Source organism: Sphaerisporangium sp. NPDC051017 (assembly GCF_040683095.1).
Lineage (GTDB): Bacteria > Actinomycetota > Actinomycetes > Streptosporangiales > Streptosporangiaceae > Sphaerisporangium.
Genome location: NZ_JBFBCI010000007.1, coordinates 71970 through 97202, shown reverse-complemented (window position 1 = coordinate 97202; position 25233 = coordinate 71970). Strand labels below are relative to the sequence as shown.

Here is a 25233-nt window from a genome sequence, read left to right as displayed (position 1 = left end):
GATTGCAGTGTCACTATGAAGGTATGAGTGACACCTGGACCATCGGAGAGCTGGCGGAGCGGGCGGCGGACACGCTGGGCCCCGCCGCGCCGCGCCCCAACGGCCGGGTCCGCGACGTGCCCAACGAACGGCTCATCCGCTGGTACACGACCATCGGCCTGCTCGACCCGCCGCTGACCCGCCGGGGCAGGGTCGCCCTGTACGGCAGGCGTCACCTGCTCCAGCTCGTCGCCGTCAAGCGCCGCCAGGCCGATGGGCTGTCCATCGCCGACATCCAGGCCGAGCTGACCGGCGCGACCGACGGCGCCCTGGAGGCGATCGCCCGGCTCCCCGTCCCCGATGCGCCTGACCACCCCGATCACACGGACGGCGCCGCTGTGACCGATCCCACAGCGCCACCCGCACCGCCACCCGCACCGCCACCCGCACCGCCCCGGCCGCGCTTCTGGGCCCAGCACCCGGCCCCGCCCGCCGCACCCTCCCCCGCCCCCGTCACCGCCCCACCCGTCACGGCCCGGCCCGTCGTCACACCGTCCGCCGTCACACCGTCCGAGGCCGACCCGTTCACGGCCACCTCCACGCCGTCCGCGCCGCCGTTCCCGGTCCCGTCCGCCGCCGCGGCCCCCGCAGACGGGGTCCTCCCGCACGCCGACGGGCTCGTGCACGGCGTGCGGCTGGCCCCCGGGATCACGCTGCTGCTCGACGGCCGCGCGCCCTCCCCCGGCGACATCGCCGCGCTGCGCGAGGCCGCCGCCCCCCTGCTGTCCGTCCTCAATGAGCGCCACCTGTCCGGCCCGTCCGAAGGGATGCACCCATGACTGTTCAGATCACCTCGTTGAAGCCCGGTGAGTACGCGCCGACGCCCGACGCGGGGCTGGGCGCGCTGCGCACCGAACGGGGCAACCTGCCGCTGGAGAGCGTCGAGGTGGAGGCGCTGATCACCGGCCTGACCTCCGGCGTCCGCGTGGCCCAGGTGTTCCGCAACCCCTTCGACGTGCCGCTGGAGGCGACGTACGTCTTCCCGCTGCCCGACCGCGCCGCGGTGACGTCCTTCCGCATGGAGGCCGACGGCCGCGTGGTCGAGGGCGTGCTCAAGGAGCGCGGCGAGGCCCGTCAGGACTACGACCGCGCCCTGGCCGAGGGCCGCAGGGCCGCCATCGCCGAGGAGGACCGTCCCGACGTCTTCACCATCCGGGTCGGCAACATCCTGCCGGGCGAGCACGTGACCGTGCGCCTGGCGCTCAGCCAGCCGCTGCCGTACGAGGACGGCGCCGCGACGTTCCGCTTCCCCCTCGTGGTCGCCCCCCGGTACATCCCGGGCACGCCGCTGGACGAGCGCGCGGCGGGCGACGGCGTGGCGCCCGACACCGACGCCGTCCCGGACGCCTCGCGGATCAGCCCGCCGGTGCTGCTGCCCGGCTTCCCGAACCCCGTGCGCCTGTCGCTGACGGCCCGCGTGGACCCCGCCGGGCTGGACCTGCGCGAGATGCGTTCCAGCCTGCATGTGGTGACCCGCGACGACGACACCGTGAGCCTCCGGCCTGGAGAGCGCCTGGACCGGGACTTCGTGCTGCGACTGGAGTTCGACGCCTCCGGCGCGCTGGCCCTCGTCCCCGACCGGGCCACCGGCGACGGCGAGCGGGACACGACCGACGGCGACGGCACCTTCACCCTCACCGTCCTGCCCCCGGACGACGACGGCCGGGACGCGCGCCGGCCGAGGGACGTGGTGTTGCTGCTGGACCGCTCGGGCAGCATGGCCGGGTGGAAGATGGTCGCCGCCCGGCGTGCGGCCGCGCGCATCGTCGACACGCTGACCTCCGCCGACCGGTTCGCCGTCCTGTCGTTCGACTCGGTGGTGGAGCACCCCGACCGGCTGGACGCGGGGCTCGTCCCGGCGTCCGACCGCAACCGCTACCGCGCCGTCGAGCACCTCGCGCGGCTGGAGGCCCGCGGCGGCACCGAGATCCTGGAGCCGCTGGAGCAGGGGCTCGGCCTGCTGGGGGACTCCTCGCGCGAGCGCGTCCTCGTGCTGGTCACCGACGGGCAGGTCGGCAACGAGGACCAGATCCTCGAACGCCTCGGCGCGCGGCTCTCGGCCGTGCGGGTCCACACCGTCGGCGTCGACCGGGCCGTCAACGCCGGGTTCCTCGGCAGGCTGGCCGGACTCGGCGCGGGCCGCTGCGAGCTCGTGGAGTCGGAGGACCGGCTGGACGAGGCGATGGAGCACATCCACCGCAGGATCGGCTCCCCGCTGGTCACCGGCCTTTCGCTCAAGCCGGACGGCCTCGACGTGCTCCCCGGCACGGTGACCCACCTCGGTTCGCTCTACTCCGGGGTGCCGCTCACCGTCTCCGGGCGTTTCCGCGGCCCCGCCAGCGGCGCGATCACCGTCCACGGGACGGCCGTCGACGGCGGCCCCTGGGAGCGGCGCCTGACCGGGACGCCCGCCGAGGGCGAGGCCCCGCGGGCGATCTGGGCCCGCGCGCACCTGCGCCGCCTGGAGGACCGGTACGCGACCGGCGAGCACGAACTGGAGCGCGAGATCGTCGCCACCTCGCTACGGCACGGCGTTCTGTGCAGGTTCACGGCGTTCGTCGCCGTCGACACGCGGGTGGTCGCGGACGGCGGGCCGCGGCACCGCGTCGTCCAGCCGGTGGAGATGCCGAGCGGCTGGGACATGCCGGCCCCGGCCATGCCGATGTCGGCGTCGATGCCGGTGGCGTTCACCGCCGCTGCCCCGGCGATCTTCAACGCCGAGTCCGAGACCCTGACGCCGCCGGGCGCCGCCCCGGCATTCGGCGGCGCGGCGCCGGACGTGGTCGCCGGAGCTCCCCCGGCGCCGAAGGCGGCCCCGCGGCCGGCCGCCGGGCGCGGGCGCTCGTTCTTCCGGGCGCCGAGCCCCAAGATGGCCCCGCCCCCGCCGATCCGGCTCTCGCCGGACACCGTGCGGCCGCAGCTCGCCGAGGAGCTCGCCCGGCTGCGCGCGGCGTCGCCGCTGCCCGCGCCCGAGCGCCTGCGCTACCTGGCCGACCTCGGCAGCCGCCTGTCGGCGCTGGTGACCTACCTGGGCGGAGAGGAGCGCCTCGCGTCCCTGGCCGCCGACCTCACGGCCGCCGAGACGACGCCCGGCGCGGACGTGGACGAGCTGTGGCGGCGCGCCATCACCGTCCTCACCGAACTGACCGGCGGCGACGCCGCACCTGGTGAGCCGGGCGGACACGGACGCGCCTCACGCCCCTCCTTCTGGAAGCGCTCGTAGGCTACCGCCTCCCCTGAGGAGCGGCCCTTCTACGGGCGGTCCTCGGAGGAGGCGCCGAGTTCGCGGTAGGCGGGGCGCAGGATGTCCGCCAAGGGGATGTGGCGCACTTTGATCGGCGGCGGCTCCAGCGCACGCAGCAGCAGCTCCGGGGGCGCGGACGACGGCGCGGGCCGGGGACGCAGACGGGCGGGCGGGGCGGAGGGCTCGTAGAAGTCGGCCAGCCGGTCGGCGAAGGGCACGTCGTCCACGTGCAGCGGGTCGGCGGGCTCGTCGTCGGCGGCGGCGGTGCCGCGCAGGGCGTCCAGCAGGTCCTCCTTGGCACGCCCGCGCCAGGCCAGCACCAGGAACGGGTCCTGGTCGAAGGACTCGGCCAGCAGGTACAGCACGGCCGAGATGTGCTTGCACGGCAGGCCCCAGTCGGGGCAGGAGCACTCCATGTCCAGCTCGGACGGGAACAGCGGCAGGCCGAGGCCGTCGAACACCTCGACGATCTCGAGCGGCATCTCCCCGGCGAGCAGCTTGGCGCGGTAGATCGCCTCCCCGGCGAGCGCGTCCTGGATTCCCGCCCAGTCCCCCTCGCCGTACGCGGCGATCCTGACGGACAGGTGGTATGGGGCGGCCCGCGACCCCTGCACGGTGGCCGTCACCACACCCGGCGCGAGGCCGATCTCCAGGACCTGCCCCTTCCTGGCGTACGAGCGTCCCCGGGCGAGACGGCCGGAGTCGCAGACGCGCTCCAGGATGTCCACGAACCTGCGCGACCACCACTGCTCGCCGATGGACCCCCGCTTGGCCCGCGCCTGGATGCCGCCCTCGACGCGGATCGGCGCCGACGCCTCGAACCATCCACCCTTGCCGACCGGCATCTCAGCCCACCTCCTCACATCGGGAGCGCATGTCAGCTCACCGCCTCGGGGCCGAGGCGGAACAGCTCGCGCAACTGCTCGGTCGTCAGGTCGGCGATCCAGTCCTCACCGGCCCCGACGACGCTCTCGGCCAGCGCCTTCTTGCGCTCGATCATCTCGTCGATGCGCTCCTCCAGCGTCCCGGCGCAGATGAACTTCCTGACCTGGACGTTCCTGGTCTGGCCGATGCGGAACGCCCGGTCGGTGGCCTGGTCCTCCACGGCCGGGTTCCACCAGCGGTCCACGTGGACGACATGGTTGGCGGCGGTGAGGTTGAGGCCGGTGCCCGCCGCCTTGAGCGACAGCAGGAAGATCATCGGCTCGTCGTCGTCCTGGAAGCGCTCGACGAGCTCGTCCCGCTTCTTCTTGGGCAGCCCGCCGTGCAGCCACAGCACGGGACGGTCGAGGTGCGCGGCGAGGTAGGGCTGGAGCAGGGAGCCGAACTCGGCGTACTGGGTGAAGACCAGCGCCTTGTCCCCCTCCTCGACGATCTCCTCGGCCAGTTCCTCCAGCCGGGCGAGCTTCCCCGAGCGGCCGGCCAGCCGCGAGCCGTCCTTGAGCAGGTGGACGGGGTGGTTGCAGACCTGCTTCAGTCTGGTCATGGTCGCGAGGACGTTGCCGCGCCGCTCGATGCCATCGCTCTGGTCGATCTTGGTCATCATGTCGTTCACGACGGCCTGGTAGAGGCTGGCCTGCTCCGGTGTGAGCGTGCACCACACCTTCATCTCAAGCTTGTCGGGAAGATCGGAGATGATCGTTTTGTCCGTCTTCAGGCGGCGCAGGACGAACGGCTGCGTGGCCCGCTTCAGCGCCCGCGCGGCCTGCTCGTCGCCGCGCGCCTCGATCGGCTCCTGGTAGCGGTCGCGGAAGCGCTTGGCCGGCCCGAGCAGCCCGGGGTTGCAGAACTCCATGATCGACCACAGCTCGGCGAGGTGGTTCTCGACCGGGGTGCCGGTCAGCGCCAGCCGCGTGCGTGCCGGAATCGACCGGACGGCCTGCGCCTGCCGCGCCCCGCTGTTCTTGATCGCCTGCGCCTCGTCGCACACGACCCGTCCCCACGCGAACCCCCTGAGCACCTCGGCGTCCCGCAGGGCGGTCCCGTACGTCGTGACCACCAGGTCGGCCTCCCGCACGGCCGCCTCCAGCTCGTCCTCCCGCTTGCGCGTCCCGCCGTGGTGCACGTACACCCGCAGCGAGGGCGCGAACCGCGCCGCCTCCTTCTGCCAGTTGCCCAGCAACGACATCGGGCAGACCAACAACGTGGGCGCCACCGCCCCCCCGCCACTCTCGTCCAGCAGAAGTGACAGGATTTGGATGGTTTTGCCCAATCCCATGTCGTCGGCGAGGATGCCGCCGAGGCCTATTCGGGAGAGGAAGCTCAGCCAGGACAGGCCGCGTTGCTGGTACGGGCGCAGGGCTCCGTTGAACGTCGCGGGGGTCTCGACCGTGGTGAGGCGGCGGTCGGCCTCGCCGCTGAGCAGGTCGCCCAGGGGGCCGTCCGCGTCCACGCCGACCAGCGGCAGTTCCTCGTCGCCACCGGTGACGACCTCCTGGATCACCTCGGCGACGGTCATCTCGCCCGCGCGGCGCCGCTCCATCACCGACAGCGCGGCCTTGAGCTGGCGGTCGTCCAGCTCGACCCACTGGCCGCGCACGCGCACGAGGGGCACCTTCAGCCGGGCGAGCTCTTCCAGCTCCTCCTCGCCGATCGTGTGGTCGCCGACGGCAAGGTCGACCCGGAAGTCCACCAGCTCGTCCAGGCCGAACCCCTGGCCGGCCACCGCGCGCGTCCGCGTGGACGTGCGGGAGCGGGTGGTGAGCTTGAGGCCGAGGGCCTTGCGCCCGGCCCAGGCGGGCAGGCGCACGCCGTACCCGGCGGCCTGGAGCAGGGGCGCGGAGCGGCGCAGGAAGCCGAACGCCCAGGCGGTGTCCACCACCATGCCGGACGGGCGCGGGGAGCGCAGGGCCGTGTGCAGTTCGGGGCAGAGCCGCACGGCGCGGCCGAGCCCGGCCAGCAGCGTCTCGTCGGGGCGGCGGGGCAGGCCGGGGACGCGCTCGCTGTCCCACAGCAGCGACGCGGGGACGTACAGGCTCGGGTCGTCCACCGACTGGAGGGCGAACTCCAGCTCCCAGGTGTCGGCGTCGCCCTCGGGCTCGCCGAGGCGGAAGCAGACGCGGATGGGGCCTTCGAGCTGGTGGGCGGCGTGCAGCCAGTCGCGCAGCGCCCCGCCGAGCGTGTCGGCCTCGTCCGCGGGGGCGCCGGGCAGCGCGGTGTCCTCGCCGGTGAGGGCGAACAGCCACCGTTCGGCGAGGGGGCTTCTCGGGCCGGGACGGTTTCCGCGCAGCAGGCGGTCGGGCAGCGAACGGCGGGTGGCGGCGTCGGCCAGGGCGGTCAGCGCCTCACGGAGCACGTGCGAGGCGGGGCGCTCCTGGACGGCGCCGCCGGCGGCCGTGGGACGTTCCTCGGCGGCGGAGCGCTTCTCGTCGGCCGGGGGAGGCTCGGCGGCGGAGCGGCAGACCGGGGGCATGGCGGCGGCCAGTTCGCGGAAGGCGGTGGCGTCGGCGCCGGTGATGACCGGGACCCAGCGGGCGGCGTGGACGCCGTCCTCGGCGGCGAGCTGGGGCAGCACGCGTCCGCGCCGGACGAGCGCGGTCGCGTGCTCGGCGACGACGGCGAGGTAGCGCAGTGAGGCGCCCGGCCCCCATTCGGGCGCGCCCGGTTCGCCGGGTGCCGGTGACGAGAGGTTCTCGAGCAGGACGAGCGCGTCGCCGGGGGGCAGGGCCAGGGCCGGGACGCGCCACGGGGCGATGCGGGGCGCTCGGGCGGCGCCGTCCAGCCCGGATTCCGGCGAGGGCAGCGGGGCCCTGGCCGAGCCGGGCAGCAGGAGCGTGGCCTGGAGGGGCGTGGCGCGGGCGGCGAGCTCGCCGAGCGCGGCGGCGAGGACTTCGGCGGGCGCGGCGAAGGGGTGCGGGTGGGGCCGGGCGCGGGATCGGCCCGTCGTGGCCGCGTGCGCGGAGGTGTCCTCGGCCCACAGCGCGGGCACGCCGCCGATCCACGCCCCGTGGACGACCAGCACTCGACCACCCCCACCCGCCGGGTCCGCCCCGGCAGTTCCGGGATCGGCCGCCGGCGCCCCCGCGTTACGCGTCCATTCCGGCCACCGCACCGTACCGCCGTCCGGGCCCCGCCGGGGACGGCCGCCGGAGCGGCGCACTTGACCAGCACCCGCGCGCCCCGCCGGTATTCCCGCCGGACCGGGATTAGGAAGGTAAAGGACGTTTGCCCTGGTAGAGGCGAACATCGGTCCGTCCGTCCGGGCGGTGCGGGCGTCACAGGGGTGCCCTCCGGCTAACCCCGACTTGTCACCCAAATAGGGTATATGCGTGAGTTCCGAGCCCGATGAGACCGGCGTCCTGATCCTTGACGGTGGCCTCGCCACACATCTGGAGGCGCTGGGGTGCGACCTCCGGGACGATCTGTGGTCGGCGAGGCTCCTCCTGGAGAACCCGGAGATGATCCTGCGCGCCCACCGCGACTACTTCGCCGCGGGCGCCGACGTGGCGATCACGGCGAGCTACCAGGCCGGCATCCAAGGGCTGATGCGGCGCGGGCACGTCCGGTACGAGGCCGAGGCGCTGATCCAGCTCTCGGTGGAGCTGGCGGCGCAGGCCAGGGACGAGTCGGGCGGCGGCATGGTGGCGGCCAGCGTGGGGCCGTACGGCGCGTACCTGGCCAACGGCGCGGAGTACACCGGGGACTACGACCTCGACGAGGACGGCCTGGTCGCCTGGCACCGGCCCCGCTGGGAGGTGCTGGCCGGCACCCACGCGGACCTGCTCGCCTGCGAGACGATCCCGTCCTACGCCGAGGCGCGGGCCATCGCCCGGCTCCTGGAGGAGACGCCCAACGTCAACGCGTGGGTGAGCTTCTCCTGCCGTGACGGCGAGCACATCAGCGACGGCACGCCCCTGGAACGGTGCGCCGCCCTGTTCGCGGGCAACCCGCGGGTCGTCGCGGTCGGCGTCAACTGCACGGCGCCGAGCCACGTCAAGAGCCTCATCGGCTGCCTCAGCGACTCGCCGATCATCGTCTACCCCAACTCCGGCGAGACCTGGAACGCCGCGCGGCACCGCTGGGAGGGGCTGGCCGACCCGGTGGAGTTCGGTGCCGCAGCCCGGGAGTGGCGGGACGCGGGAGCGGTGTACATCGGCGGCTGCTGCCGCACGACCCCCGAGCACATCCGTCAGATCCGCGCCCAACTGGGCTGACGGCGCTGATCGGACCCGGACACCCGGACGGGGGTGTTACGCGCCGCGCGTGCCGGTCGGCGCGGCGAGGTCGCCCGCGAGCGTGCCGCCCGCCGTACCCGCCGTCCGTTCCCGCCCGGGGATGAAGTTCACGATCAGCACGCCGAGCGCGGCCACGCACGCGGCGATGATGACGGCGACCTGCAGGCCGCGCAGCGACGGCAGCGTGAATGCGCCCAGCGAGACGGTCATGTGGGCCAGCACCATGCTGGTCACCGCGCTGGCGGTCGAGGTGCCGATGGACCGCATCAGCGCGTTGAGCCCGTTGGCGGCGGCGGTCTCCGACGGCGGGACGGCCGTCATGATCAGGGCGGGCATGGCCGAGTACGCCAGGCCGACCCCGGCCGAGATGATCGAGGAGGCCAGCACGACCTCCCAGGCCGAGCTCATCAGGCCGAGCATGGCGGCGTACCCGGCGGCGATGACCATGGCGCCGAGCATCAGCGCGATCTTCGGGCCCCACAGGCGCGACACGCGCGCCGACAGCGGGGACAGCAGCATCATGACCAGCCCGCCCGGCGCCAGGCACAGTCCCGCCTGGAACAGCGACAGTTCGAGCCCGTAGCCGGACGCGCGGGGGCTCTGCAGCAGCGTCGGCAGCACCAGCGGCATGCCGAACATCGCGAAGCCGACGACGATCGAGGCGAGGTTGGTCAGCAGCACCTGGCGGCGGGCGGTCGTCCGCAGGTCCACCAGCGGGTCGCGGACACGCAGCTCCATGAAGCCCCAGCCGAGCAGGATCACCACGGCGGCGGCGAACAGTCCCAACGTCAGGCCGCTGCCCCAGCCCCAGTCGCCGCCCTTGCTGATCGCCAGCAGCAGGCACAGCAGGCCCGCGGTGAGCCCGATCGCGCCGGGCACGTCGAAGCGGCCGCGGGCGCGCAGCGGCGACTCGGGGACCACGAACGCCACCAGCAGCAGGTCCAGCACACTGATCACGGCCGACATCCAGAACAGGGCGTGCCAGCTCGCGCGCTCGGCGACGACCGCGGCCAGCGGCAGGCCGATCGCGCCGCCGACGCCGAGCGTCGCGCTCATCAGCGCCATCGCCGAACCCAGCCGCTCGGGCGGCAGCTCGTCGCGCATGATGCTGATGCCGAGGGGGATCACGCCGATCGCGCACCCCTGCAGCACGCGTCCGGCGACGACCGGGACGAGGCCGTCCGACAGGGCGCAGATGACCGACCCGAGCGCCATCAGACCCAGGCTGGCGAGCATCACGCGCCGCTTGCCGTACAGGTCGCCGAGCCGGCCGCTGACCGGGTTGCAGACGGCGGCGGCCAGCAGCGTGGAGGTGATCACCCAGGAGGCGTCCGCGGCCGAGGTGTGGAGCAGGCGCGGCAGGTCCGGGATGAGCGGCACCACGAGCGTCTGCATCAGCGAGACGACGATGCCGCACAGCGCCAGCACGGCCACCACCGGGCCGGATTTCCCGGCGGGCGCGGCGGGCCCCGCGGCCGTGGGTGATGCGCTCACGTAGGCCCTCCGAATCACGATCACGGACTCGCATGACGATACAGACGCATTCATAACCCAAGAAGCCCGGGTCCTATGGACGGACACCGCGTACCTGGCCGATTCAGGACAGGTCGGTTCACGAACGTTTTAACGAATCGGCGGACGATGGGGCGGTCGCCGCCGAAGTGGACGCGGGCGATCGGAAGGGTCTTTTCCAGAGCTTCGTTCCGTCCGAGGGCGGGCGCGGGGGCGGCGCCGGGCGGCGGGTGGGCATTTTCCCGGGAGGTCTGGCGCGGGCCCGCGCTGAGACGTTTTAATGAACGCCCGCCACGGAAGGAGTCCGGATGACCACGGGGAGTACCGCCGGGCCGGTGAGCATCAAGGAGGTCGCCGCGCGGGCCGGAGTCTCCCCCGGCACGGTGTCGAACGTGCTCAACCGTCCGCACAAGGTCGCGGACGAGACCCGCTCCCGCGTCGAGCAGGTGATCAGAGAGCTCGGCTTCGTCCGGCACGGCTCGGCCTCCACGCTCCGCGCGGGCCACAGCCGCACGATCGGGTTGTCGCTGATCGACATCGCCAACCCGTTCTTCACCGACGTCGCCGCCGGCGTCGAGGACATGGCCGGCGAACTGGGGTACGCCGTGCTCCTCGGAAACTCCGCGGGAGACCACGCCAAGGAGGACCGCAACCTGCGCGTCTTCGCCGAGCAGCGCGTGCGCGGCCTGCTCATCACCCCCTCCGGCGACGACCCCCGGCGGCTGGACGTCGTGCGCGAGCGCGGCATCCGGGTGGTGCTGGTCGACCACCGGGCCCACCGTCCCGACCAGTGCTCGGTCGCCGTCAACGACTTCGCCGGCGGGCACATGGCCGCCGAGCACCTCCTCGCCACCGGGGCCACCCGCGTGGCGTACGTCACCGGGCCGTTCACCGTCCGGCAGTGCCGCGACCGGGGCAGCGGCGCCGCGCACGCGGCGAGCGAGGCGGGGCTGGACCCGGGATCGGCCATCGAGGTCGTCGAGGTGCCCGCGATGAACGCCCGGGCGGGCCAGCAGGCGGCCGAGAGGCTCGTCTCCGGACGCCGCCTGCCCGACGCGATCTTCTGCGCCAACGACCTGCTCGCCCTCGGCCTGCTGCGCGGCCTGCTCCAGTCGGGCGTCCGGGTCCCGGGCGACGTCGCGCTCATCGGCTACGACGACATCGACTTCTCCGCGGCCTCCGCCGTCTCCCTCAGCTCGATCCGCCAGCCCACCCACAAACTCGGACGCCTCGCCACCGAACTGCTGATCGACGAATGCGAAAACCCCCAAACCCACACCCACCGCCAAATCCTCGTCCAACCAGAACTAATCACCCGCGAATCCACCCGAACCCCGTAACCCACAGGGACACGCCTCGAGAGTCGTTGTTCCTGGTCAGAGGGTGGTTGAGACTGGGCGGGTGGGTGGATTCATCCGGGCCGAAGTGCGGGTCGACGGGATCGTCCAAGGGGTGGGGTTCCGGCCGTTCGTGCATCGGGAGGCGACGCGGCTCGGGTTGCGCGGGCTCGTCGGGAACGACGAGCGCGGCGTGGTGATCGAGGTCGAGGGGGCGTCCGCGGCCGTCGCGGAGTTCGTCGAGGCCGTGCGCCACCGGCCGCCTCCGCTCGCGACCGTGGACCGGGTCACCTCGCGGCGGATCCCGGTCACGGGCGAGCACGGGTTCCGCATCGCGCCCAGCACCGGCACGGGCCACGGCCGCGCGCTCATCTCCCCCGACGTGGCGACCTGTGACGACTGCCTGCGGGAGCTCTTCGACCCGGCCGACCGCAGGTACGGGTACCCGTTCATCAACTGCACGGCGTGCGGGCCGCGGTTCACGATCGTGCGGGAGTCCCCGTACGACCGGGCGCGCACCACGATGGCGTCCTTCGCGATGTGCGCGGCGTGCGCGTCCGAGTACCACGACCCGGCGAGCCGCCGCTTCCACGCCCAGCCCGTGTGCTGCGCCGCCTGCGGCCCCCGTTTGCGCCTCGTGTACGCGGACCGTGAGGCCCCCAGCGGAGCCCACCCGGACGCCTCCTCCGGAACGGGGCCTCACGCCCCCGGCGGCGCGGACGGTGACGCAGCCGACGGAGCGGGCCGTGACGGCTCCGGCGGACCGGGCGGTGACCCCGTCGAGCAGGCGGCACACCTTCTGCGTCGGGGGGCCGTGCTGGCGGTCAAAGGGATCGGCGGGTACCACCTGGCCGTGCGGGCCGACAGCGAGGACGCGGTGAGGACGCTGCGGGCGAGGAAGCGCCGCGAGGAGCGGCCGTTCGCCGTGATGGTCCCGGATCTGGAGACCGCGCGGGCGCTCTGCCACATCGACGCGCGCGAGGAGCGGCTGCTCACCGACGCGAGACGCCCCATCGTCCTCCTGCGCCGCCGTCGCCCGAGCGGCATCCCCGCGCACGACGCCGGCTCGCGCCTGGACATCGCGGAGACGCCTCGGATCGCGGAGACCGGGATCGCGGAGACCGGGATCGCGGAGGGGCCTGGGATCGCGGACGCGGTCGCGCCCGGTGATCGGTATCTCGGGGTCATGCTGCCCTACTCGCCCGCGCACCACCTGCTGCTGGCACGGTTTCCGCAGCCCATTGTGCTGACCAGCGGGAACGTCTCCGACGAGCCGATCGCGTACGTGGACGCGACCGCGCTGGAGCGTCTGAGCGGGATCGCCGACGCCTTCCTGCTGCACGACCGGCCGATCCACGTCCGCGCCGACGACTCGGTGGTCCGCGTGGTGCGCGGTCGCGAGCTGCCGGTCCGCCGCTCCCGGGGCCACGTCCCCCGGCCGTCCCGGCTCGCGCGGGAGGCACGACGGCCGGTGCTCGGCTGCGGGGCCGAGCTGAAGCACACGTTCTGCCTGGCCAAGGGCCGTCACGCGTTCGTGTCCCACCACATCGGCGACCTGGAGAACTACGAGACCCTTCGGTCGTTCACGGGCGGCGTGCGGCACTTCGAGAGGCTTTTCGGTATCCGTCCTGAGCTCGTGGCGCACGACCTGCATCCCGAGTACCTCTCGACGAAGTACGCGCGGGAACGGGAGGACGCCGAGCCGGTGGGCGTGCAGCACCATCACGCGCACATCGCCTCCTGCCTGGCGGACAACGGCGCCGCGGGCCCGGTGATCGGCGTGGCGTTCGACGGGCTCGGGTACGGCCTGGACGGCACGCTGTGGGGAGGCGAGTTCCTGGTCGCCGGCCTGACCGGTTTCCGGCGCGCCGGGCACCTGGCCGCGGTGCCCATGCCGGGCGGCGCGGCGGCGATCCGGCAGCCGTGGCGCATGGCCGCCGCCTACCTGGCCGGTACGGGGGCCGCGCGGGGTCTCGGGGTCCGGGACCGGAACGCCGCCCGGTGGGACGCCGTCGTGGCGATGGCGGCGAAGGACGTGAACGCGCCGCTCACCTCCAGTGCCGGACGCCTGTTCGACGCCGTCGCGGCCCTGACCACGGGACGCGACACGGTGACGTACGAGGGCCAGGCGGCCGTCGAGCTGGAACGGATCGCCGACCCAGACGAGCGCCGGGCGTACCCGTGCCGCATCCTCGATGGGCCGGAGCCACCCGCGGCCGAGAGCACCGTCCTCGGCACCGCGCGCGCGTCGACCCGGATAAATCGCGAAATATCGGACGCGACGAACGACTCCACCCCCGAGCCCCCACCCGCGCGCAGTGCCACCACCTCTGCCACCACCACCGCCACCGCTGCCATCACCGCCACGGCCGCTGCGGGCGCGGGCGGCGCCGCGTTCGTCGTCTCCGGTCACGACCTCGTTCACGCGGTCCTGGACGATCTGGCGGCGGGCGTAGAGGCGCCCCTGGTCTCCGCGCGCTTCCACAACGGGGTCGCCCGGATCATCGTGGAGGGATGCGCCCGCGTCCGGGAGCACACCGGCCTTTCGGTCGTGGCCCTGTCCGGCGGCGTGTTCCAGAACGCCCTCCTGCTGGAAAGGGCCGCCGCGTGGCTGGAGGAGCGCGGGTTCACGGTGCTGACCCACACCCGCGTCCCGCCCAACGACGGCGGCATCAGCCTGGGGCAGGTGGCGGTCGCCGCCGCCCGGGACCGGTTCCACGAGGACCGTCCGGCCCCCGGCCCTCTCGCCCGGTGAAGGACCCCGGTAAGGACCCCCACACGGTGAAGACCCTCCGCCCGGCGCCCTCCGCACGGTGAAGGCCGTTCGCACGTCCACGACGCCCCGGGGGTAAACGATCTTCCGCAGATCACGCCCCGGCGGTCAGGGTTCGCGTTCGGCGACGATCCGGACGCGGACCCGCACCTGGGGATGGACGCGGAGCATCAGCATCTTCGGCGGCTGGAGCCCGAAGTCGCGGACGTCGAACACCTGCTCGCCCTCGATGACCAGGGTGCGGTCGTCCGGCACGGAGACCGTGATCTCCCCCTGGACGGGACGGGTGACGCCGTGGAACGTCAGGTCGCCCCGGACGCGGTAGCGGCCGGTCTCGGCCAGTTCCTCGATCTCGGTGGCCTCGCCGGTGACGCGGGGGTGCGCGCGGACGTCGATCCGCCGCCGCAGTTCGCCGTCGTACAGCAGGTTGCCCGAGCGCAGACGCTCGGCGGGCAGGTCGAGGCGCATGCGCGGCTCGGCGGAGGTGAGGTCGAACCGCCCATCCAGGACGTCCGCCTCGACGAAGCCGGTCACGCCGCCGGCCTCGCCGTGGATGGGATGGACGCTGCTGCTCGCCTCGAAGCCGATCTTCGACCGCTCCGGCGAGATCGCGTACCGCTCGGTCATGAGTCGCTCACCTCGCAGGCCCCCTCTCCCCTACAAGTAAGCCACACCGTCCGCGGAGCCGGGCGGCCGGACCTCGGCGGCGCAGCGCGGGGACGGACGGACGCCCGCACCGCCCGCCCGGAGCAATACCGCCTCGAACCACACAAGAGGCGGCGTACGCCACGGGAGCGGGGCGGTTCAGGACGAGGAGGGCCTGCCGGCCTGCCGGGCGGCCCTGGCCATCTCGACCTTGGCGCTCGCGGCGTACTTGTCGACGTACTCCTGGCCGGACAGCTCCATCAGCGCGTACATGATCTCGTCGGTGACGGCGCGCAGCACCAGGCGGTCCTCCTCCATGCCGTAGTAGCGGGAGAAGTCCAGCGGCTTGCCGTACCGGACGCCGGGGCGGATGCCGAGCTTGGGGAACAGCCGGCCGGGGGGCATCATCTCGAAGGTGTTGACCATCGCCCAGGGGATGACCGGCACCCGTGCCTCCAGCACCAGCCGGGCCACGCCGGTCTTGCCCTTGTAGAGCCGCCCGTCGGGCGAGCGGGTGCCCTCGGGGTAGATGCCGAGCAGTTCGCCCTCGCGCAGCACGCGCAGGCCGGTGCGCAGCGACGCCTCGCTGGCCTTGCCGCCGGACCGGTCGATCGGCACGGTGCCGACCCCGGTGAAGAACAGCCGGGTGAAGAATCCCTTGACGCCCCGCCCGGTGAAGTATTCGGCCTTGCCGAGCGAGATGACCTTGCGCGGCAGCGGCAGTGGCCCGAAGAAGTGGTCGGCGAACGAGAGGTGGTTGCCCGCCATGATGGCCGGGCCCTGCCTCGGGACGTTCTCCTTCCCCTCGGACCAGGGGCGGAACACCAGATGGAGGAATGGGCCGAGAATGGCCTTCACCACCCAGTAGAACACTCGGGGCACCTCTTCTCTGGCTTATCCGGCTTCGGCGGCCTTTGTCGGCGTTCGCGGCTCTGCGCCGCGGCGTGGCGTCATCTTCGCATGCCCGGCGCACCGGACCTACACTTCCGAGCCTGCGGACCCACGACACCGGGCCGACGGATCTCGCGAGTAAGCCTGGAACGTGCGACGATCAGGCGAGCCGCATCAGGAGGGGAACCATGCCGCTCATGCCCGGCTCCGAGCCGTACCAGCACGAAGGTGGACAGGTCGGCGTCCTGCTCTGTCATGGTTTCACCGGGACGCCGCAGTCGCTGCGCCCATGGGCGGAGTATCTCGCGGCGGCCGGCCTGACCGTCTCGCTGCCCCGCCTTCCGGGTCACGGCACGACCTGGCAGGAGATGAACCGCACCCGCTGGGAGGACTGGTTCGCCGAGCTGGAGCGGGCCTTCGAGGCGCTCAGGGCCCGCTGCGCGGAGGTGTTCGTCATGGGCCTGTCCCTCGGGGCGTGCATGGCGTTGCGGCTGGCGGAGGTCCAGGGCCCGCTGGTGCGGGGGGTCGTGGCCGTGAACCCGTCGATCGTGAACGACACCCCGCTGCTGAGGCTCGCGCCTGTGCTGAAGCTCGTGCTCCCCTCGGTGGCGGGCGTCGCGGGGGACATCAAGCGCGAGGGGGTGACCGAGCTGGGGTACACGCGCACGCCGGTGAGGGCGGCGGCGACGCTGCCGCGGCTGTGGTCGCTGGTGCAGTCGGAGCTCGGCCGGGTCACCCAGCCCGTGCTCGTCTACCACAGCCCGGAGGACCACGTGGTGAAGCCCGACAGCGTCCGCTTCCTGAGGCAGGCGCTCGGTGACAACCTGACGGTGCGGGAATGCGTCAACAGTTACCACGTCGCGACACTCGACAACGATGCCCCCGCGATTTTCGAGGGCAGCCTCGAATTCATCAGGACCCACGCCTCGGTACCCTTGCAAAGAGACTGACCGGCCTCCGCGGCGAGGCGGCACGGCGGTGGAATCCGTACGGCCGGCCGCCCGGCCAGCGGGAGCCGGCCCGGGAACCACGATCAGCACCATCCAGCAGTCGTGATCACGAGCATTGGACGAATCGAAGTGACCGGTGACGCCGCAGAGCGATGAGGACGAGGTCTGGCGTCAGATCGTCGCCTCCTTCAACGAGACCGCCGAAGCGACTTCGGCCGGCCAGCCATGGCCGGACCGCGAGAACGTCCCCACCGAGGACGCCCCCCAGCAGGTGAAGGCGGAGATACCCGCCGAGACCGCCGACGAGGTCGCCGAGGAGGACGCCCGCCCCGCCGCGCCCGAGGAGGACGACGGCGACCACTACGTCCCGCCTCCCCCGCCACCGCTCCCCAAGATGGACTCCGGCACGAAGGTCGCCTGGCTGGCGCTGTTCGGCGGCCCCGCCTACCTGCTGCTGGCGGCGCTGCTGTCGTGGCCGATGGACGGCTGGATCATCTTCGCCGCCATCGCCGCGTTCATCGGCGGCTTCGTCGCGCTGATCGTGCGCATGGGCGACGGCCCGCCCCCGGACTCGGGCTGGGACGACGGCGCGGTCGTCTGACCTCGCCGGCCGCCGACGCGCCCGGGTGGGTCGGCGCTGGTGGGTCAGCGCTGGGCGGGCGGGCTGCTCTCGGGCCCGGGCGTCGCGGTCACGGTCTTCGGCGTGCCCGGCTGGAAGCGCTCGACCACGTCGGTGTACCGCTCGTCGGCGTCCACGACGTGCCCGACGGCGAGCGTGAGGTCTCCGACGTGGGTGACGGCCTGCAGGCGCATGGTGCGCGGCGCGGTCGAGGGCTTGCCCCGCACGACGCGCCAGCCGCCGGTAGGGCCGCCGCGCAGCAGGTACGCCTGCCCGGCGTGCTCGGGGTCGTACCCGGAGGCCCAGAAGTGCCCCTTGCCGTCGCCGGTGACCCCGTACAGCTCGGCATACCGGGTGGGGACCGACGCGCGGCTCCACCGCTTGCCGTTCCAGGTGAGGACGAGCGGGGTGATCTTCCCGCCGTCGTGGTAGACGCCGCCCACGGCGACCGCCTTCTTGGGCCCGTCGACGGCGACGTCCCGCAGGAAGCCTCCGTCGATGGACGGCGCGGTGACCGGGTCCCAGGTGTCGCCGTCGAAGCGCATGATCACCGGCCGGCCGCCGTCGTCGCCGACCGCCCAGCCCGCGTCGCCCTTGCGGGTGAGCGCGACGCCGTACAGCGTGCCGTCGTTCTCGCCCTCGGTGACGGTCCAGCCCGCCGAGGTGCCCGTGGCGATGAGGGGCTTGCCGCCCCGGCTGCCCACGGTGACCGTGCGGCCGGGGACGGCCGCGACGCCGCCGAGCCAGTCGCGCGAGCCGAACTCGGGCACGCTGACGCGGTCGAACGCCGAGCCGTCGCCGCGCACGACGTACGGCAGGCCGTCGTGCCCGTCGCCGACGGCCCAGATCTCGCGGGGCGAGGGCGCGGCGACCGACCGCAGGTGGCCCGCGCCGGAGGCGTCGTTGCGGATGTCGAACTCGGTCCAGGCCGATCCGTCCCAGTGGGTGATCACGCTGCGGTTCTGCCAGGCCTCCCAGACGTCCTCCTGGCCCACGGCCCAGATGTCGGTGGCGGACAGGCCGACGACGTCCGACAGGGAGCCGTCCGCCTTGAGCCGCGCGCTCGCGGACTGCTGGAGCAGGGCGGCCGGGGGCCGGTCGGCGGCGCGGGGCCGGGACGGGTCGGCGTGGGCGTGCGCTGCGGATGTGGCGCGGATGAGGCCACCGGTCAGCACGCCGGTCAACAACACGCACAAGGGCAGGGCACGCCGCGGCAGGCGGCGGGACATGAGCAAATCGTACGTGTCCCGTCATCCCGTGCGCGTAAGGTACGCCAGTGTTGACCGAAAGGTCACCTGAACTCAGCTTCCCATTCCCACCGCGGCGTGGGTTCCAACAGCGGCGAGGTCGGCGACGACCGGCAGGTGGTCGGTGGCGGCGTGCAGGTCGGCGGGGTCCACGTCCACGCCCCCGCACGACCTCACCGACAGTCCCGCGCCCGCGAACACCGCGTCCAGGCGCTTGCTCGGGCTGCGGGCGGTGAAGGTGAGCCCGTCGCCGACCGGCGCGCATGCGTAGCAGTCGGCGAGGCCGCGGGTGAAGTATCGCCACACCGGCTCGCCGGGCTGCTCGTTCACGTCGCCCGCGATCACGATGGGGGCGTCGTACCGCTGGGAGACGGGCCGCAGCAGGCGCATGATCTCCGCCGCGTGACTGATCCGCGCGGCGGGATGCAGGTCCAGGTGGACGGATGCGGCGGTGATCCGCGTGCCCGCGTGCTCGACCACGGCCACCGCGACGCCGCGCCGTTCGAGGCCGGTGAACGGGCGCAGCAGGTGACTCTCGGCGTGGATCACCCGGGTGCCGGGGGCGGCGAGCACGGCGACGCCCCCGAAGCGCCTGCCGGTGACCACGCGCAGCCCCGAGGAGCGGGCGAGCTCGGCGCGCCTGCGCCGCCACCGCACCAGGCGCGGGGCCTCCTGGACGCACAGCACGTCGGGTGCCATGGCCCGGATGACCCGCGCCAGCGCGGCCGTGTCGTCGTACATCGACCGGACGTTGTACGTGCCGACCCGGATCATCGTGGCGCGGATCATCGTGGTTCTGCGCCCGCCCGTTCCCCGCGACCCGTCAGGGGTGGCGGGCGAGGTCGGCCGCGCCGACCAGCCCGGCCGACGGCCCGAGCTCGGCCTTGCGCAGCTCGGGGTGCGGCCGGTGCTCGCGGGCGGTCAGCGCGCGCAGGAACGCCGCGCGGGAGTCGTCCAGCCACAGGTCGGCGGCGCGGGACACGCCGCCCCCGAGGATGAAGCAGCCGGGGTCGAGCACGGCGGCGAGGTCGGCCAGGCCCTGGCCGAGCCACTCGGCCAGGGACGCGAACGCCGACCGGGCGGCCTCATCGCCCTCGCGGGCGGCCTGGGTGACGTGCTCGCCCTCGATGTCGGACACCGAGCCTCCGGCGAGCTCCAGCATGCGCCCGGCCCTGTCGGGGTCGGCGGCGGCGATCACCCGGGCGTCGTGCACGAGCGCGTTGCCGCTGGCGTACTGCTCCCAGCAGCCGAGATTGCCGCACCCGCACAGCCGCCCGCCCGGGACGACCCGCATGTGGCCCATCTCGGCGCCCATGCCCCACCGCCCGCGGTACAGGGTGCCACCGAAGACGAGCCCGCCGCCGATGCCGGTGCCGACCGTGACGCACACGACGTGGCTCTCGCCGCGCCCGGCCCCGAAGCGGTACTCGCCCCAGGCCATGGCGTTGGCGTCGTTCTCGACGACCACCGGCAGGCCGACCCGTTCGGAGACCTTCTTCTGCAGCGGCTCCTCGCGCCAGGCGAGGTTCGGGGCGAACCGGACGATGGACCGCGTCTCGTCGACGAAGCCGGCCGCGCCGACTCCCACCGCCTCGACGTCGTGGCGGCCGGCGAGTTCGAGGACCACCTCGGAGATCGTGTCCGCCACCTGGTCGGGGCTGTCCGCGGGTGTGTGCCGCAGCAGGTCCTCCACGATGCGGCCGTCCTCGTCCACGACCCCGGCGGCGATCTTCGTACCACCGACGTCAACGCCGATCGTCAGCGCCATGTCTCATCCCTTCCCCCCGAGATAACCACCGGGCCCTCAGCCCAGGTCGATGTGCTGTACTCGGGTGTCCGTGCCGCCGGGGCGTCCCGGCCGGGCGGGCCGTGAGACGGCGTCCACCGCCTGGCGGAACGCGGCGAACAGCTCGCCGGCCGCCGTGATCAGGTGGTCGCCGACGTCTCCGCCGCCCTCGCGCCGCGCGGCCTTGAGACGGCACACGGGACAGGCACGGCAGATGTACTCGTCATCGTCATGCCCGGCCACCGCCTCACTCCACACGTCGCCGCTCGTACGGCCGCCGCCACCGCCGCCGAGCGCCTGCCCCAGCCCTTGGCCGAGGCCGCTCACGCTGCCTTTCACAAAGCCCTTGCCGATCTCGCGGCCGACCCGCTCCTGCAGCGAGTCGAAGAGCCTGCGCGCCTCGCCCGCGACAGACCCGAGCGCGTCGGGGATGTCACGGACGGGATCGTCCTGCCGGCTCTCGCCCTGCCGGAGCTCGTCCCGGCTTCTGAACCATTCGTCACGGTCGTCCTGCCGCCGGTCGGCGGGCTGGGCGCCGCTGGTCTTCTCGTTCATTTCGGTCATGAGGCCCCTCCTGCCTCGAACCGTACCCGGAGGCGGCCGTCGCGGAGCGCCGCCTCCTGAACCGATCTTCTGGCCAGGGCGGCGGGGAGGGTGATCACGCGGCGGTAGGACCCGGCGGTGACGATCAGCTCGTCGCCCTTTCTCGCCAGGCCGACGTCGGACTTGTCCGCGAGCGGGAGGGCGAGCGTCAGCTCGTGCACGCCGCCCTCGGCGCGGACGGCCAGCGGCGGCTCGCCCGCGGGCGGCGCGAACGGGTCGGACTCGCCGTACAGCTCGCCCGCCAGCGCGGCGAGGGCCTCGGCGCCGACCGGCTCTGCGGGCAGGTAGGGGACCGTGTGAACGGGCAGCGGCGCGAACGACTCATGGACGGCGGCGAGGTGGCGGGCCTGGGCCTCCGCCCACCCGCGCCGCCAGGCGTCGGACCCGTCGGCCGGGAACACGCGGTTGGCGACGACGCCGTCGACGCGGTAGCCGTACAGGCTGAGGGAGGTGAACGTGCGGCGGGCCTCGGCCACCACGACCGCCTCGGGGGTGAGCACGAGCCGCACGGAGGCGTCCGGGCCGGTCAGCAGGTCGCGCACGCCCATGAGCCCGGTGTGCAGCCGCTCGCCCGAGCCGACCACGGTGTCCTCGGGCAGGTCGAGCCGGGCGACGTGGCGGATCACCGGGGCGAGGACGCGCAGCAGCCTGCGGCCCGCGGGCAGCAGGCGGTTGACGTGCCAGTCGAGGGCCTCGGGCAGGGCGAGCAGGCGCAGCGTCTCGGCCGTCGGGGCGCAGTCGACCACGACGACGTCCCAGCGGCCGGTGCGGACCTGCTCGCGCAGCTCCAGCAGGGCCATGACCTCCTCGGCGCCGGGCAGCACCGTGAGCTCCTCGGAGGTGATCTCGTCCAGGCCCAGCTCGGCGAGCACGCCCTTGGCGTAGTCGCGCAGGTCGCCCCAGTGGCGTTCGAGCGCCTTCTGGGTGTCGACCTGCTGCAGGTAGAGGGCCGGAGCGATCTCGGACGGCTCCCCGGACCCGGGCACGCCGAGGGCGTCGGCCAGGGAGTGGGCGGTGTCGGTCGAGACCACGAGCGTCTTGCGCCCCCGGCGGGCGGCGAGCGTGGCGGTGGCCGCAGCGACGGTGGTCTTGCCGACTCCCCCCTTGCCGGTGAACAGCAGGACCCTTGGGCCGGGCTCGCTCATCGGCCCTCGACGCGCTTTTTGAGCCCCTTGAGCGCGGTGTCGACGATGACCTTCTCGGCCTTGCGCTTGATCATGCCGATCATCGAGACCTTCAGGTCCACGGCGAGCTCGTAGGTCACCTCGGTCCGGCCACCGGCCCCGGCGAGGCGGTAGCTGCCGGTGAGCCCCGACACCATCTTCCCGGGCTCGACGATCCGCCAGTCGACGACGTCGCCGTGCCACTGGTAGCCCAGGGTGTACTCGTCGCTGATCACCCCGGCGTCCAGGACGAACCGGACGTTCGCCGGACGGCCGTCCTCGCCCGTCGACAGGACCTGCGCCGACTTCACCTGGCCCGCCCACTGCGGGTAGGACGGGAAGTCGGCGATGACCGCCACGACGGCCGGGGGCTCGGCCCCGATCGTGATGCTGGAGATGGTGCGATCAGCCATGTGCCATACCGTACTCGTTCACCGTCCGCGGGCATACGCGCGCGGGGCCGGTCTTCGCGCCGCGCCGCCGGATCACAGGTCGAGGGCGAACGGCCGGCCGCGCCCGCGGAAGTGGCCGACGTTGACGCACTCGGTGCGGCCGATGCGGGTGCGGGCGGCCAGGGGCTGGTGGACGTGGCCGAACAGCGCGTACCGCGGCTGGGTGCGCCGGATGGCCTCCAGCGTGGCCTCGCTGCCCCGCTCGAACCGCCGCGCCACCACGTCGTACAGCAGGCCGGGGACGGCGGGCGGGATGTGGCAGCACAGCACGTCGACGGCGCCGACGGCCTCCACCTTTCGGGCGTACTCCTGGTCGTCGATCTCGTACGGCGTGCGGTAGCGGGTGCGCAGGCCGCCGCCGACGAAGCCGAACGTGACCCCGCCGATCTCGGCGGTCTGGCCGTCGAGCACGTGGTGGCCGTCCCTGAGGTAGTCGCCCCAGAGGTCGGGCACGTCGACGTTGCCGTAGGTGAGGTAGGCGGGGACGGGCATGGCGGCGAACAGGCGGGCGTACTGCTCGCGGGCGGCGCGCTCGATGTGCTCGCGCGGGTCGCCGCCGAGAGCGGCCCACAGCGCGGCCGACATCCGCCGCGACTCCTCCATGAGGCCGGCGGTGCGCAGCCGGACGTACTCGGTGGCCCGCTCGGCGCCGAACAGGTCGGCGAAGATGCCCTGGGAGTGGTCGGCGTAGTCGATGAACAGCAGCAGGTCGCCGAGGCAGACCAGCGCGTCGGCACCGTCGGCGGCGCGGGCGAGGGCGTCGGCGCGCCCGTGGACGTCACTGACGACATGGACCCGCATGACCGACATCGTAAATCGCGGAGGGGCGGCCGACGCGGTTAACCTATCGCTTGGCCGGTGAGAAGAAACCGCCCTTCGTGACCGGCCGCACAGCATAAGGACACTGATAGCGTGGAACGCCCTGGATACAGGCCCTGTGACGAAACCACCGGCGGGTGCGCCCCGAGGAGTTGATCGTGCGCGAGTACACCGTTCCCGTGCTGGTGGACGTCCCTGCGTCCGCCAACTGCGCCGACGCCGTCTTCACGCGCGGCGAGCAGGAGCCCGCCGCCGTGGTGATCAACCGCAAGAGCGGCGACGCCTGGGTTCCGGTCACGGCCGCCGAGTTCCGCGACCAGGTCGCCGGGGTCGCCAAGGGGCTGATCGACGCCGGCGTCGGGCCCGGCGACCGCGTGGCCCTGATGTCGCGCACCCGCTACGAGTGGACGGTCGCCGACTACGCCATCTGGGCGGCGGGCGGCGTCGGCGTGCCGATCTACGAGACGTCCTCGGCCGACCAGGTGAACTGGATCATCGCCGACAGCGGCGCCACGTGCGTGATCGTCGAGTCCGAAGGGCACGAGGAGGTCGTCCGGCAGGCCACCGCCGCGATGGCCGAGCCGCCGTCGATCTGGCGTGTCGACGACGGCGGGTTCGCCCGGCTGACCGCGGGCGGCGCCGACGTCCCCGAGGAGACGCTGAAGGAACGCCGCCTCGCGCGCGGCGGCCGCGACCTCGCCACGATCATCTACACCTCCGGCACGACCGGCCGTCCCAAGGGCTGCCGCCTCACCCACGACAACCTGCTGTTCACCGCGCACAACGTCGCGCGCGGCCCGCTGGAGGCGCTGTTCGAGGTGGACGGGCGCGCCGCGCTGCTGTTCCTGCCGCTCGCGCACAGCTTCGCCCGGCTCATCCAGATCGTCCTCATCGAGACCGGCACCGTGCTCGCGCACACTCCGAACATGAAGAACGTCGGGCCGGACCTGCAGGCGTTCAAGCCCACTTTCCTGCTCGGCGTCCCGCGCGTCTTCGAGAAGGTCTACAACGCGGCCGAGCAGAAGGCGTCGGCCGGGGGCGGCCTGAAGAGCAAGATCTTCCACCGCGCGGCGGCCGTCGCGATCGAGTGGAGCAAGGCCGAGAGCTCCGGCGGGGCGGGCGCGGGGCTGCGGCTCAAGCGCTCGTTGTACGACCGGCTGGTGTACTCCAAGCTGCGCGCGGCGACCGGCGGGCGGCTGAACGCGGCGGTGTCGGGCGGCTCGGCCCTCGGCGAGCGGCTCGGCAACTTCTTCAGGGGCGCGGGCATCGAGGTCTTCGAGGGCTGGGGGCTCACCGAGACCTCCGCACCCTCGACGGTGAACATCCCGGGCGCCAACAAGATCGGCACGGTGGGCAAGCCGTTCCCCGGCGTCACGATCGGCGTGGCCGACGACGGCGAGGTGCTGGTCAAGGGCCGCCACGTCTTCGAGGGGTACTGGAACAACCCGGAGGCCACGGCAGAGGCGATCGACCCCGACGGCTGGTTCCACACCGGCGACGTCGGCGAGCTGGACAACGACGGCTACCTGCGCATCACCGGCAGGAAGAAGGAGCTGATCGTCACCGCCGGGGGCAAGAACGTCGCGCCGGCCCCCCTGGAGGACCGCATCCGGGCCCACCCGCTGGTCAGCCAGGCCATGGTGGTCGGCGACGACCGTCCCTTCGTCGCCGCGCTGGTCACGCTGGACCCCGAGGCGATGGAGCAGTGGAAGGCCGCCAACGGCAGGACCGGCGCCTCCCTGGCGGAGCTGTGCGCCGACCCGGCCGTCATCGCCGCGGTGCAGACCGCCGTGGACGACGCCAACACGCTGGTCTCCAAGGCCGAGCAGGTCAAGAAGTTCGTGATCCTCGACACCGACTTCACCGAAGACAGCGGCCACCTGACCCCGTCGCTGAAGGTCAAGCGCAACCTGGTCGTACGCGACTTCGGCAAGCAGATCGAGGACCTGTACTCGGTCGACACGCGGGTCTGACGGGCG

At 73.3% G+C, this 25233-nt stretch carries 20 protein-coding genes; 8 read left to right on the top strand and 12 right to left on the bottom strand.

Features of this window, described 5'->3' with window-relative positions; genetic code table 11:
- The first annotated feature begins 23 nt into the window (after positions 1 to 23).
- Entirely contained in the window at positions 24 to 818 is a 795-nt protein-coding gene (locus AB0M95_RS08970; RefSeq protein ID WP_363761372.1) for a helix-turn-helix domain-containing protein, read from the top strand.
- The gene (locus AB0M95_RS08965) at positions 815 to 3262 is read left to right on the top strand and encodes a VIT domain-containing protein (RefSeq protein ID WP_363761370.1); all 2448 of its coding nucleotides are present in this window, start codon (positions 815 to 817) and stop codon (positions 3260 to 3262) included. The genes AB0M95_RS08970 and AB0M95_RS08965 overlap by 4 nt, the downstream gene beginning before the upstream one ends.
- A gap of 29 nt (positions 3263 to 3291) precedes the next feature.
- On the opposite strand, the gene AB0M95_RS08960 is transcribed toward AB0M95_RS08965, so the two are convergent.
- Together AB0M95_RS08960 and AB0M95_RS08955 are read right to left on the bottom strand one after the other, a co-directional pair.
- Positions 3292 to 4128 carry an SWIM zinc finger family protein gene (locus AB0M95_RS08960; RefSeq protein ID WP_363761368.1) on the bottom strand — a complete coding sequence of 279 codons (837 nt, stop codon included), beginning with the start codon at positions 4126 to 4128 and terminating at the stop codon, positions 3292 to 3294.
- Between the two features lie 32 nt (positions 4129 to 4160).
- Positions 4161 to 7244, bottom strand: coding sequence for a DEAD/DEAH box helicase (locus tag AB0M95_RS08955; RefSeq protein WP_363761366.1), 3084 nt, complete (start codon positions 7242 to 7244; stop codon positions 4161 to 4163).
- A gap of 307 nt (positions 7245 to 7551) precedes the next feature.
- Between AB0M95_RS08955 and mmuM the strand changes: the two genes are divergently transcribed.
- Positions 7552 to 8436 carry a homocysteine S-methyltransferase gene (mmuM, locus tag AB0M95_RS08950; protein WP_363761364.1) on the top strand — a complete coding sequence of 295 codons (885 nt, stop codon included), beginning with the start codon at positions 7552 to 7554 and terminating at the stop codon, positions 8434 to 8436.
- 36 nt (positions 8437 to 8472) lie between these two features.
- On the opposite strand, the gene AB0M95_RS08945 is transcribed toward mmuM, so the two are convergent.
- Positions 8473 to 10038, bottom strand: coding sequence for an MFS transporter (locus tag AB0M95_RS08945; protein WP_363761362.1), 1566 nt, complete (start codon positions 10036 to 10038; stop codon positions 8473 to 8475).
- Positions 10039 to 10277: 239 nt separating this feature from the next.
- On the opposite strand from AB0M95_RS08945, the gene AB0M95_RS08940 reads away from it, so the two are divergent.
- Positions 10278 to 11309, top strand: a complete 1032-nt coding sequence (locus AB0M95_RS08940; RefSeq protein ID WP_363761360.1) for a substrate-binding domain-containing protein — start codon at positions 10278 to 10280, stop codon at positions 11307 to 11309.
- A 61-nt stretch (positions 11310 to 11370) separates the two neighbouring features.
- The gene (locus tag AB0M95_RS08935) at positions 11371 to 14061 is read left to right on the top strand and encodes a carbamoyltransferase HypF (RefSeq protein WP_363761358.1); all 2691 of its coding nucleotides are present in this window, start codon (positions 11371 to 11373) and stop codon (positions 14059 to 14061) included.
- Between the two features lie 126 nt (positions 14062 to 14187).
- Here AB0M95_RS08935 and AB0M95_RS08930 read toward each other — a convergent pair whose 3' ends face one another.
- Together AB0M95_RS08930 and AB0M95_RS08925 are read right to left on the bottom strand one after the other, a co-directional pair.
- Complete coding sequence (locus AB0M95_RS08930; RefSeq protein ID WP_363761356.1) at positions 14188 to 14706, bottom strand: YceI family protein; 519 nt, start codon at positions 14704 to 14706, stop codon at positions 14188 to 14190.
- Positions 14707 to 14883: 177 nt separating this feature from the next.
- The gene (locus AB0M95_RS08925) at positions 14884 to 15597 is read right to left on the bottom strand and encodes a lysophospholipid acyltransferase family protein (RefSeq protein WP_363761355.1); all 714 of its coding nucleotides are present in this window, start codon (positions 15595 to 15597) and stop codon (positions 14884 to 14886) included.
- Between the two features lie 206 nt (positions 15598 to 15803).
- Here AB0M95_RS08925 and AB0M95_RS08920 point away from each other — a divergent pair, with 206 nt between their 5' ends.
- Positions 15804 to 16565 (top strand): alpha/beta fold hydrolase, encoded by a 762-nt coding sequence (locus AB0M95_RS08920; protein ID WP_363761353.1) that lies wholly within the window; start codon positions 15804 to 15806, stop codon positions 16563 to 16565.
- A gap of 136 nt (positions 16566 to 16701) precedes the next feature.
- Entirely contained in the window at positions 16702 to 17166 is a 465-nt protein-coding gene (locus AB0M95_RS08915) for a hypothetical protein (protein WP_363761351.1), read from the top strand.
- A 44-nt stretch (positions 17167 to 17210) separates the two neighbouring features.
- On the opposite strand, the gene AB0M95_RS08910 is transcribed toward AB0M95_RS08915, so the two are convergent.
- The 7 genes from AB0M95_RS08910 to AB0M95_RS08880 all read right to left on the bottom strand — a co-directional run bounded on the left by AB0M95_RS08910 (position 17211) and on the right by AB0M95_RS08880 (position 23236).
- Complete coding sequence (locus tag AB0M95_RS08910) at positions 17211 to 18413, bottom strand: hypothetical protein (RefSeq protein WP_363761349.1); 1203 nt, start codon at positions 18411 to 18413, stop codon at positions 17211 to 17213.
- Between the two features lie 72 nt (positions 18414 to 18485).
- Positions 18486 to 19220: an endonuclease/exonuclease/phosphatase family protein gene (locus AB0M95_RS08905; RefSeq protein WP_363761347.1), complete on the bottom strand. Its 735-nt coding sequence runs from the start codon at positions 19218 to 19220 to the stop codon at positions 18486 to 18488.
- 34 nt (positions 19221 to 19254) lie between these two features.
- Positions 19255 to 20199 carry an ROK family glucokinase gene (locus AB0M95_RS08900; RefSeq protein WP_363761345.1) on the bottom strand — a complete coding sequence of 315 codons (945 nt, stop codon included), beginning with the start codon at positions 20197 to 20199 and terminating at the stop codon, positions 19255 to 19257.
- A gap of 36 nt (positions 20200 to 20235) precedes the next feature.
- The gene (locus AB0M95_RS08895; RefSeq protein ID WP_363761343.1) at positions 20236 to 20781 is read right to left on the bottom strand and encodes a hypothetical protein; all 546 of its coding nucleotides are present in this window, start codon (positions 20779 to 20781) and stop codon (positions 20236 to 20238) included.
- A complete protein-coding gene (locus AB0M95_RS08890) occupies positions 20778 to 21965 on the bottom strand; it encodes an ArsA family ATPase (RefSeq protein WP_363761341.1) in 1188 nt (395 codons plus the stop codon). Before AB0M95_RS08890 ends, AB0M95_RS08895 begins: the two co-directional genes overlap by 4 nt.
- Complete coding sequence (locus AB0M95_RS08885; RefSeq protein ID WP_363761339.1) at positions 21962 to 22396, bottom strand: SRPBCC family protein; 435 nt, start codon at positions 22394 to 22396, stop codon at positions 21962 to 21964. The genes AB0M95_RS08890 and AB0M95_RS08885 overlap by 4 nt, the downstream gene beginning before the upstream one ends.
- Positions 22397 to 22468: 72 nt before the next feature.
- Positions 22469 to 23236, bottom strand: coding sequence for a metallophosphoesterase (locus AB0M95_RS08880; RefSeq protein ID WP_363761337.1), 768 nt, complete (start codon positions 23234 to 23236; stop codon positions 22469 to 22471).
- Between the two features lie 176 nt (positions 23237 to 23412).
- Here AB0M95_RS08880 and AB0M95_RS08875 point away from each other — a divergent pair, with 176 nt between their 5' ends.
- Entirely contained in the window at positions 23413 to 25227 is a 1815-nt protein-coding gene (locus tag AB0M95_RS08875) for an AMP-dependent synthetase/ligase (RefSeq protein WP_363761335.1), read from the top strand.
- The last annotated feature ends 6 nt before the right edge of the window (positions 25228 to 25233 follow it).

What these genes read in the sequence shown, in the direction of transcription:
- AB0M95_RS08970 (WP_363761372.1), top strand. Translation starts at nt 24, where the DNA reads ATGAGTGACACCTGGACCATCGGAGAGCTGGCGGAGCGGGCGGCGGAC.
- AB0M95_RS08965 (WP_363761370.1), top strand. Translation starts at nt 815, where the DNA reads ATGACTGTTCAGATCACCTCGTTGAAGCCCGGTGAGTACGCGCCGACG.
- AB0M95_RS08960 (WP_363761368.1), bottom strand. Translation starts at nt 4,128, where the DNA reads ATGCCGGTCGGCAAGGGTGGATGGTTCGAGGCGTCGGCGCCGATCCGC.
- AB0M95_RS08940 (WP_363761360.1), top strand. Translation starts at nt 10,278, where the DNA reads ATGACCACGGGGAGTACCGCCGGGCCGGTGAGCATCAAGGAGGTCGCC.
- AB0M95_RS08930 (WP_363761356.1), bottom strand. Translation starts at nt 14,706, where the DNA reads ATGACCGAGCGGTACGCGATCTCGCCGGAGCGGTCGAAGATCGGCTTC.
- AB0M95_RS08920 (WP_363761353.1), top strand. Translation starts at nt 15,804, where the DNA reads ATGCCGCTCATGCCCGGCTCCGAGCCGTACCAGCACGAAGGTGGACAG.
- AB0M95_RS08910 (WP_363761349.1), bottom strand. Translation starts at nt 18,413, where the DNA reads ATGTCCCGCCGCCTGCCGCGGCGTGCCCTGCCCTTGTGCGTGTTGTTG.
- AB0M95_RS08905 (WP_363761347.1), bottom strand. Translation starts at nt 19,220, where the DNA reads ATGATCCGCGCCACGATGATCCGGGTCGGCACGTACAACGTCCGGTCG.
- AB0M95_RS08900 (WP_363761345.1), bottom strand. Translation starts at nt 20,199, where the DNA reads ATGGCGCTGACGATCGGCGTTGACGTCGGTGGTACGAAGATCGCCGCC.
- AB0M95_RS08895 (WP_363761343.1), bottom strand. Translation starts at nt 20,781, where the DNA reads ATGACCGAAATGAACGAGAAGACCAGCGGCGCCCAGCCCGCCGACCGG.
- AB0M95_RS08890 (WP_363761341.1), bottom strand. Translation starts at nt 21,965, where the DNA reads ATGAGCGAGCCCGGCCCAAGGGTCCTGCTGTTCACCGGCAAGGGGGGA.
- AB0M95_RS08885 (WP_363761339.1), bottom strand. Translation starts at nt 22,396, where the DNA reads ATGGCTGATCGCACCATCTCCAGCATCACGATCGGGGCCGAGCCCCCG.
- AB0M95_RS08880 (WP_363761337.1), bottom strand. Translation starts at nt 23,236, where the DNA reads ATGCGGGTCCATGTCGTCAGTGACGTCCACGGGCGCGCCGACGCCCTC.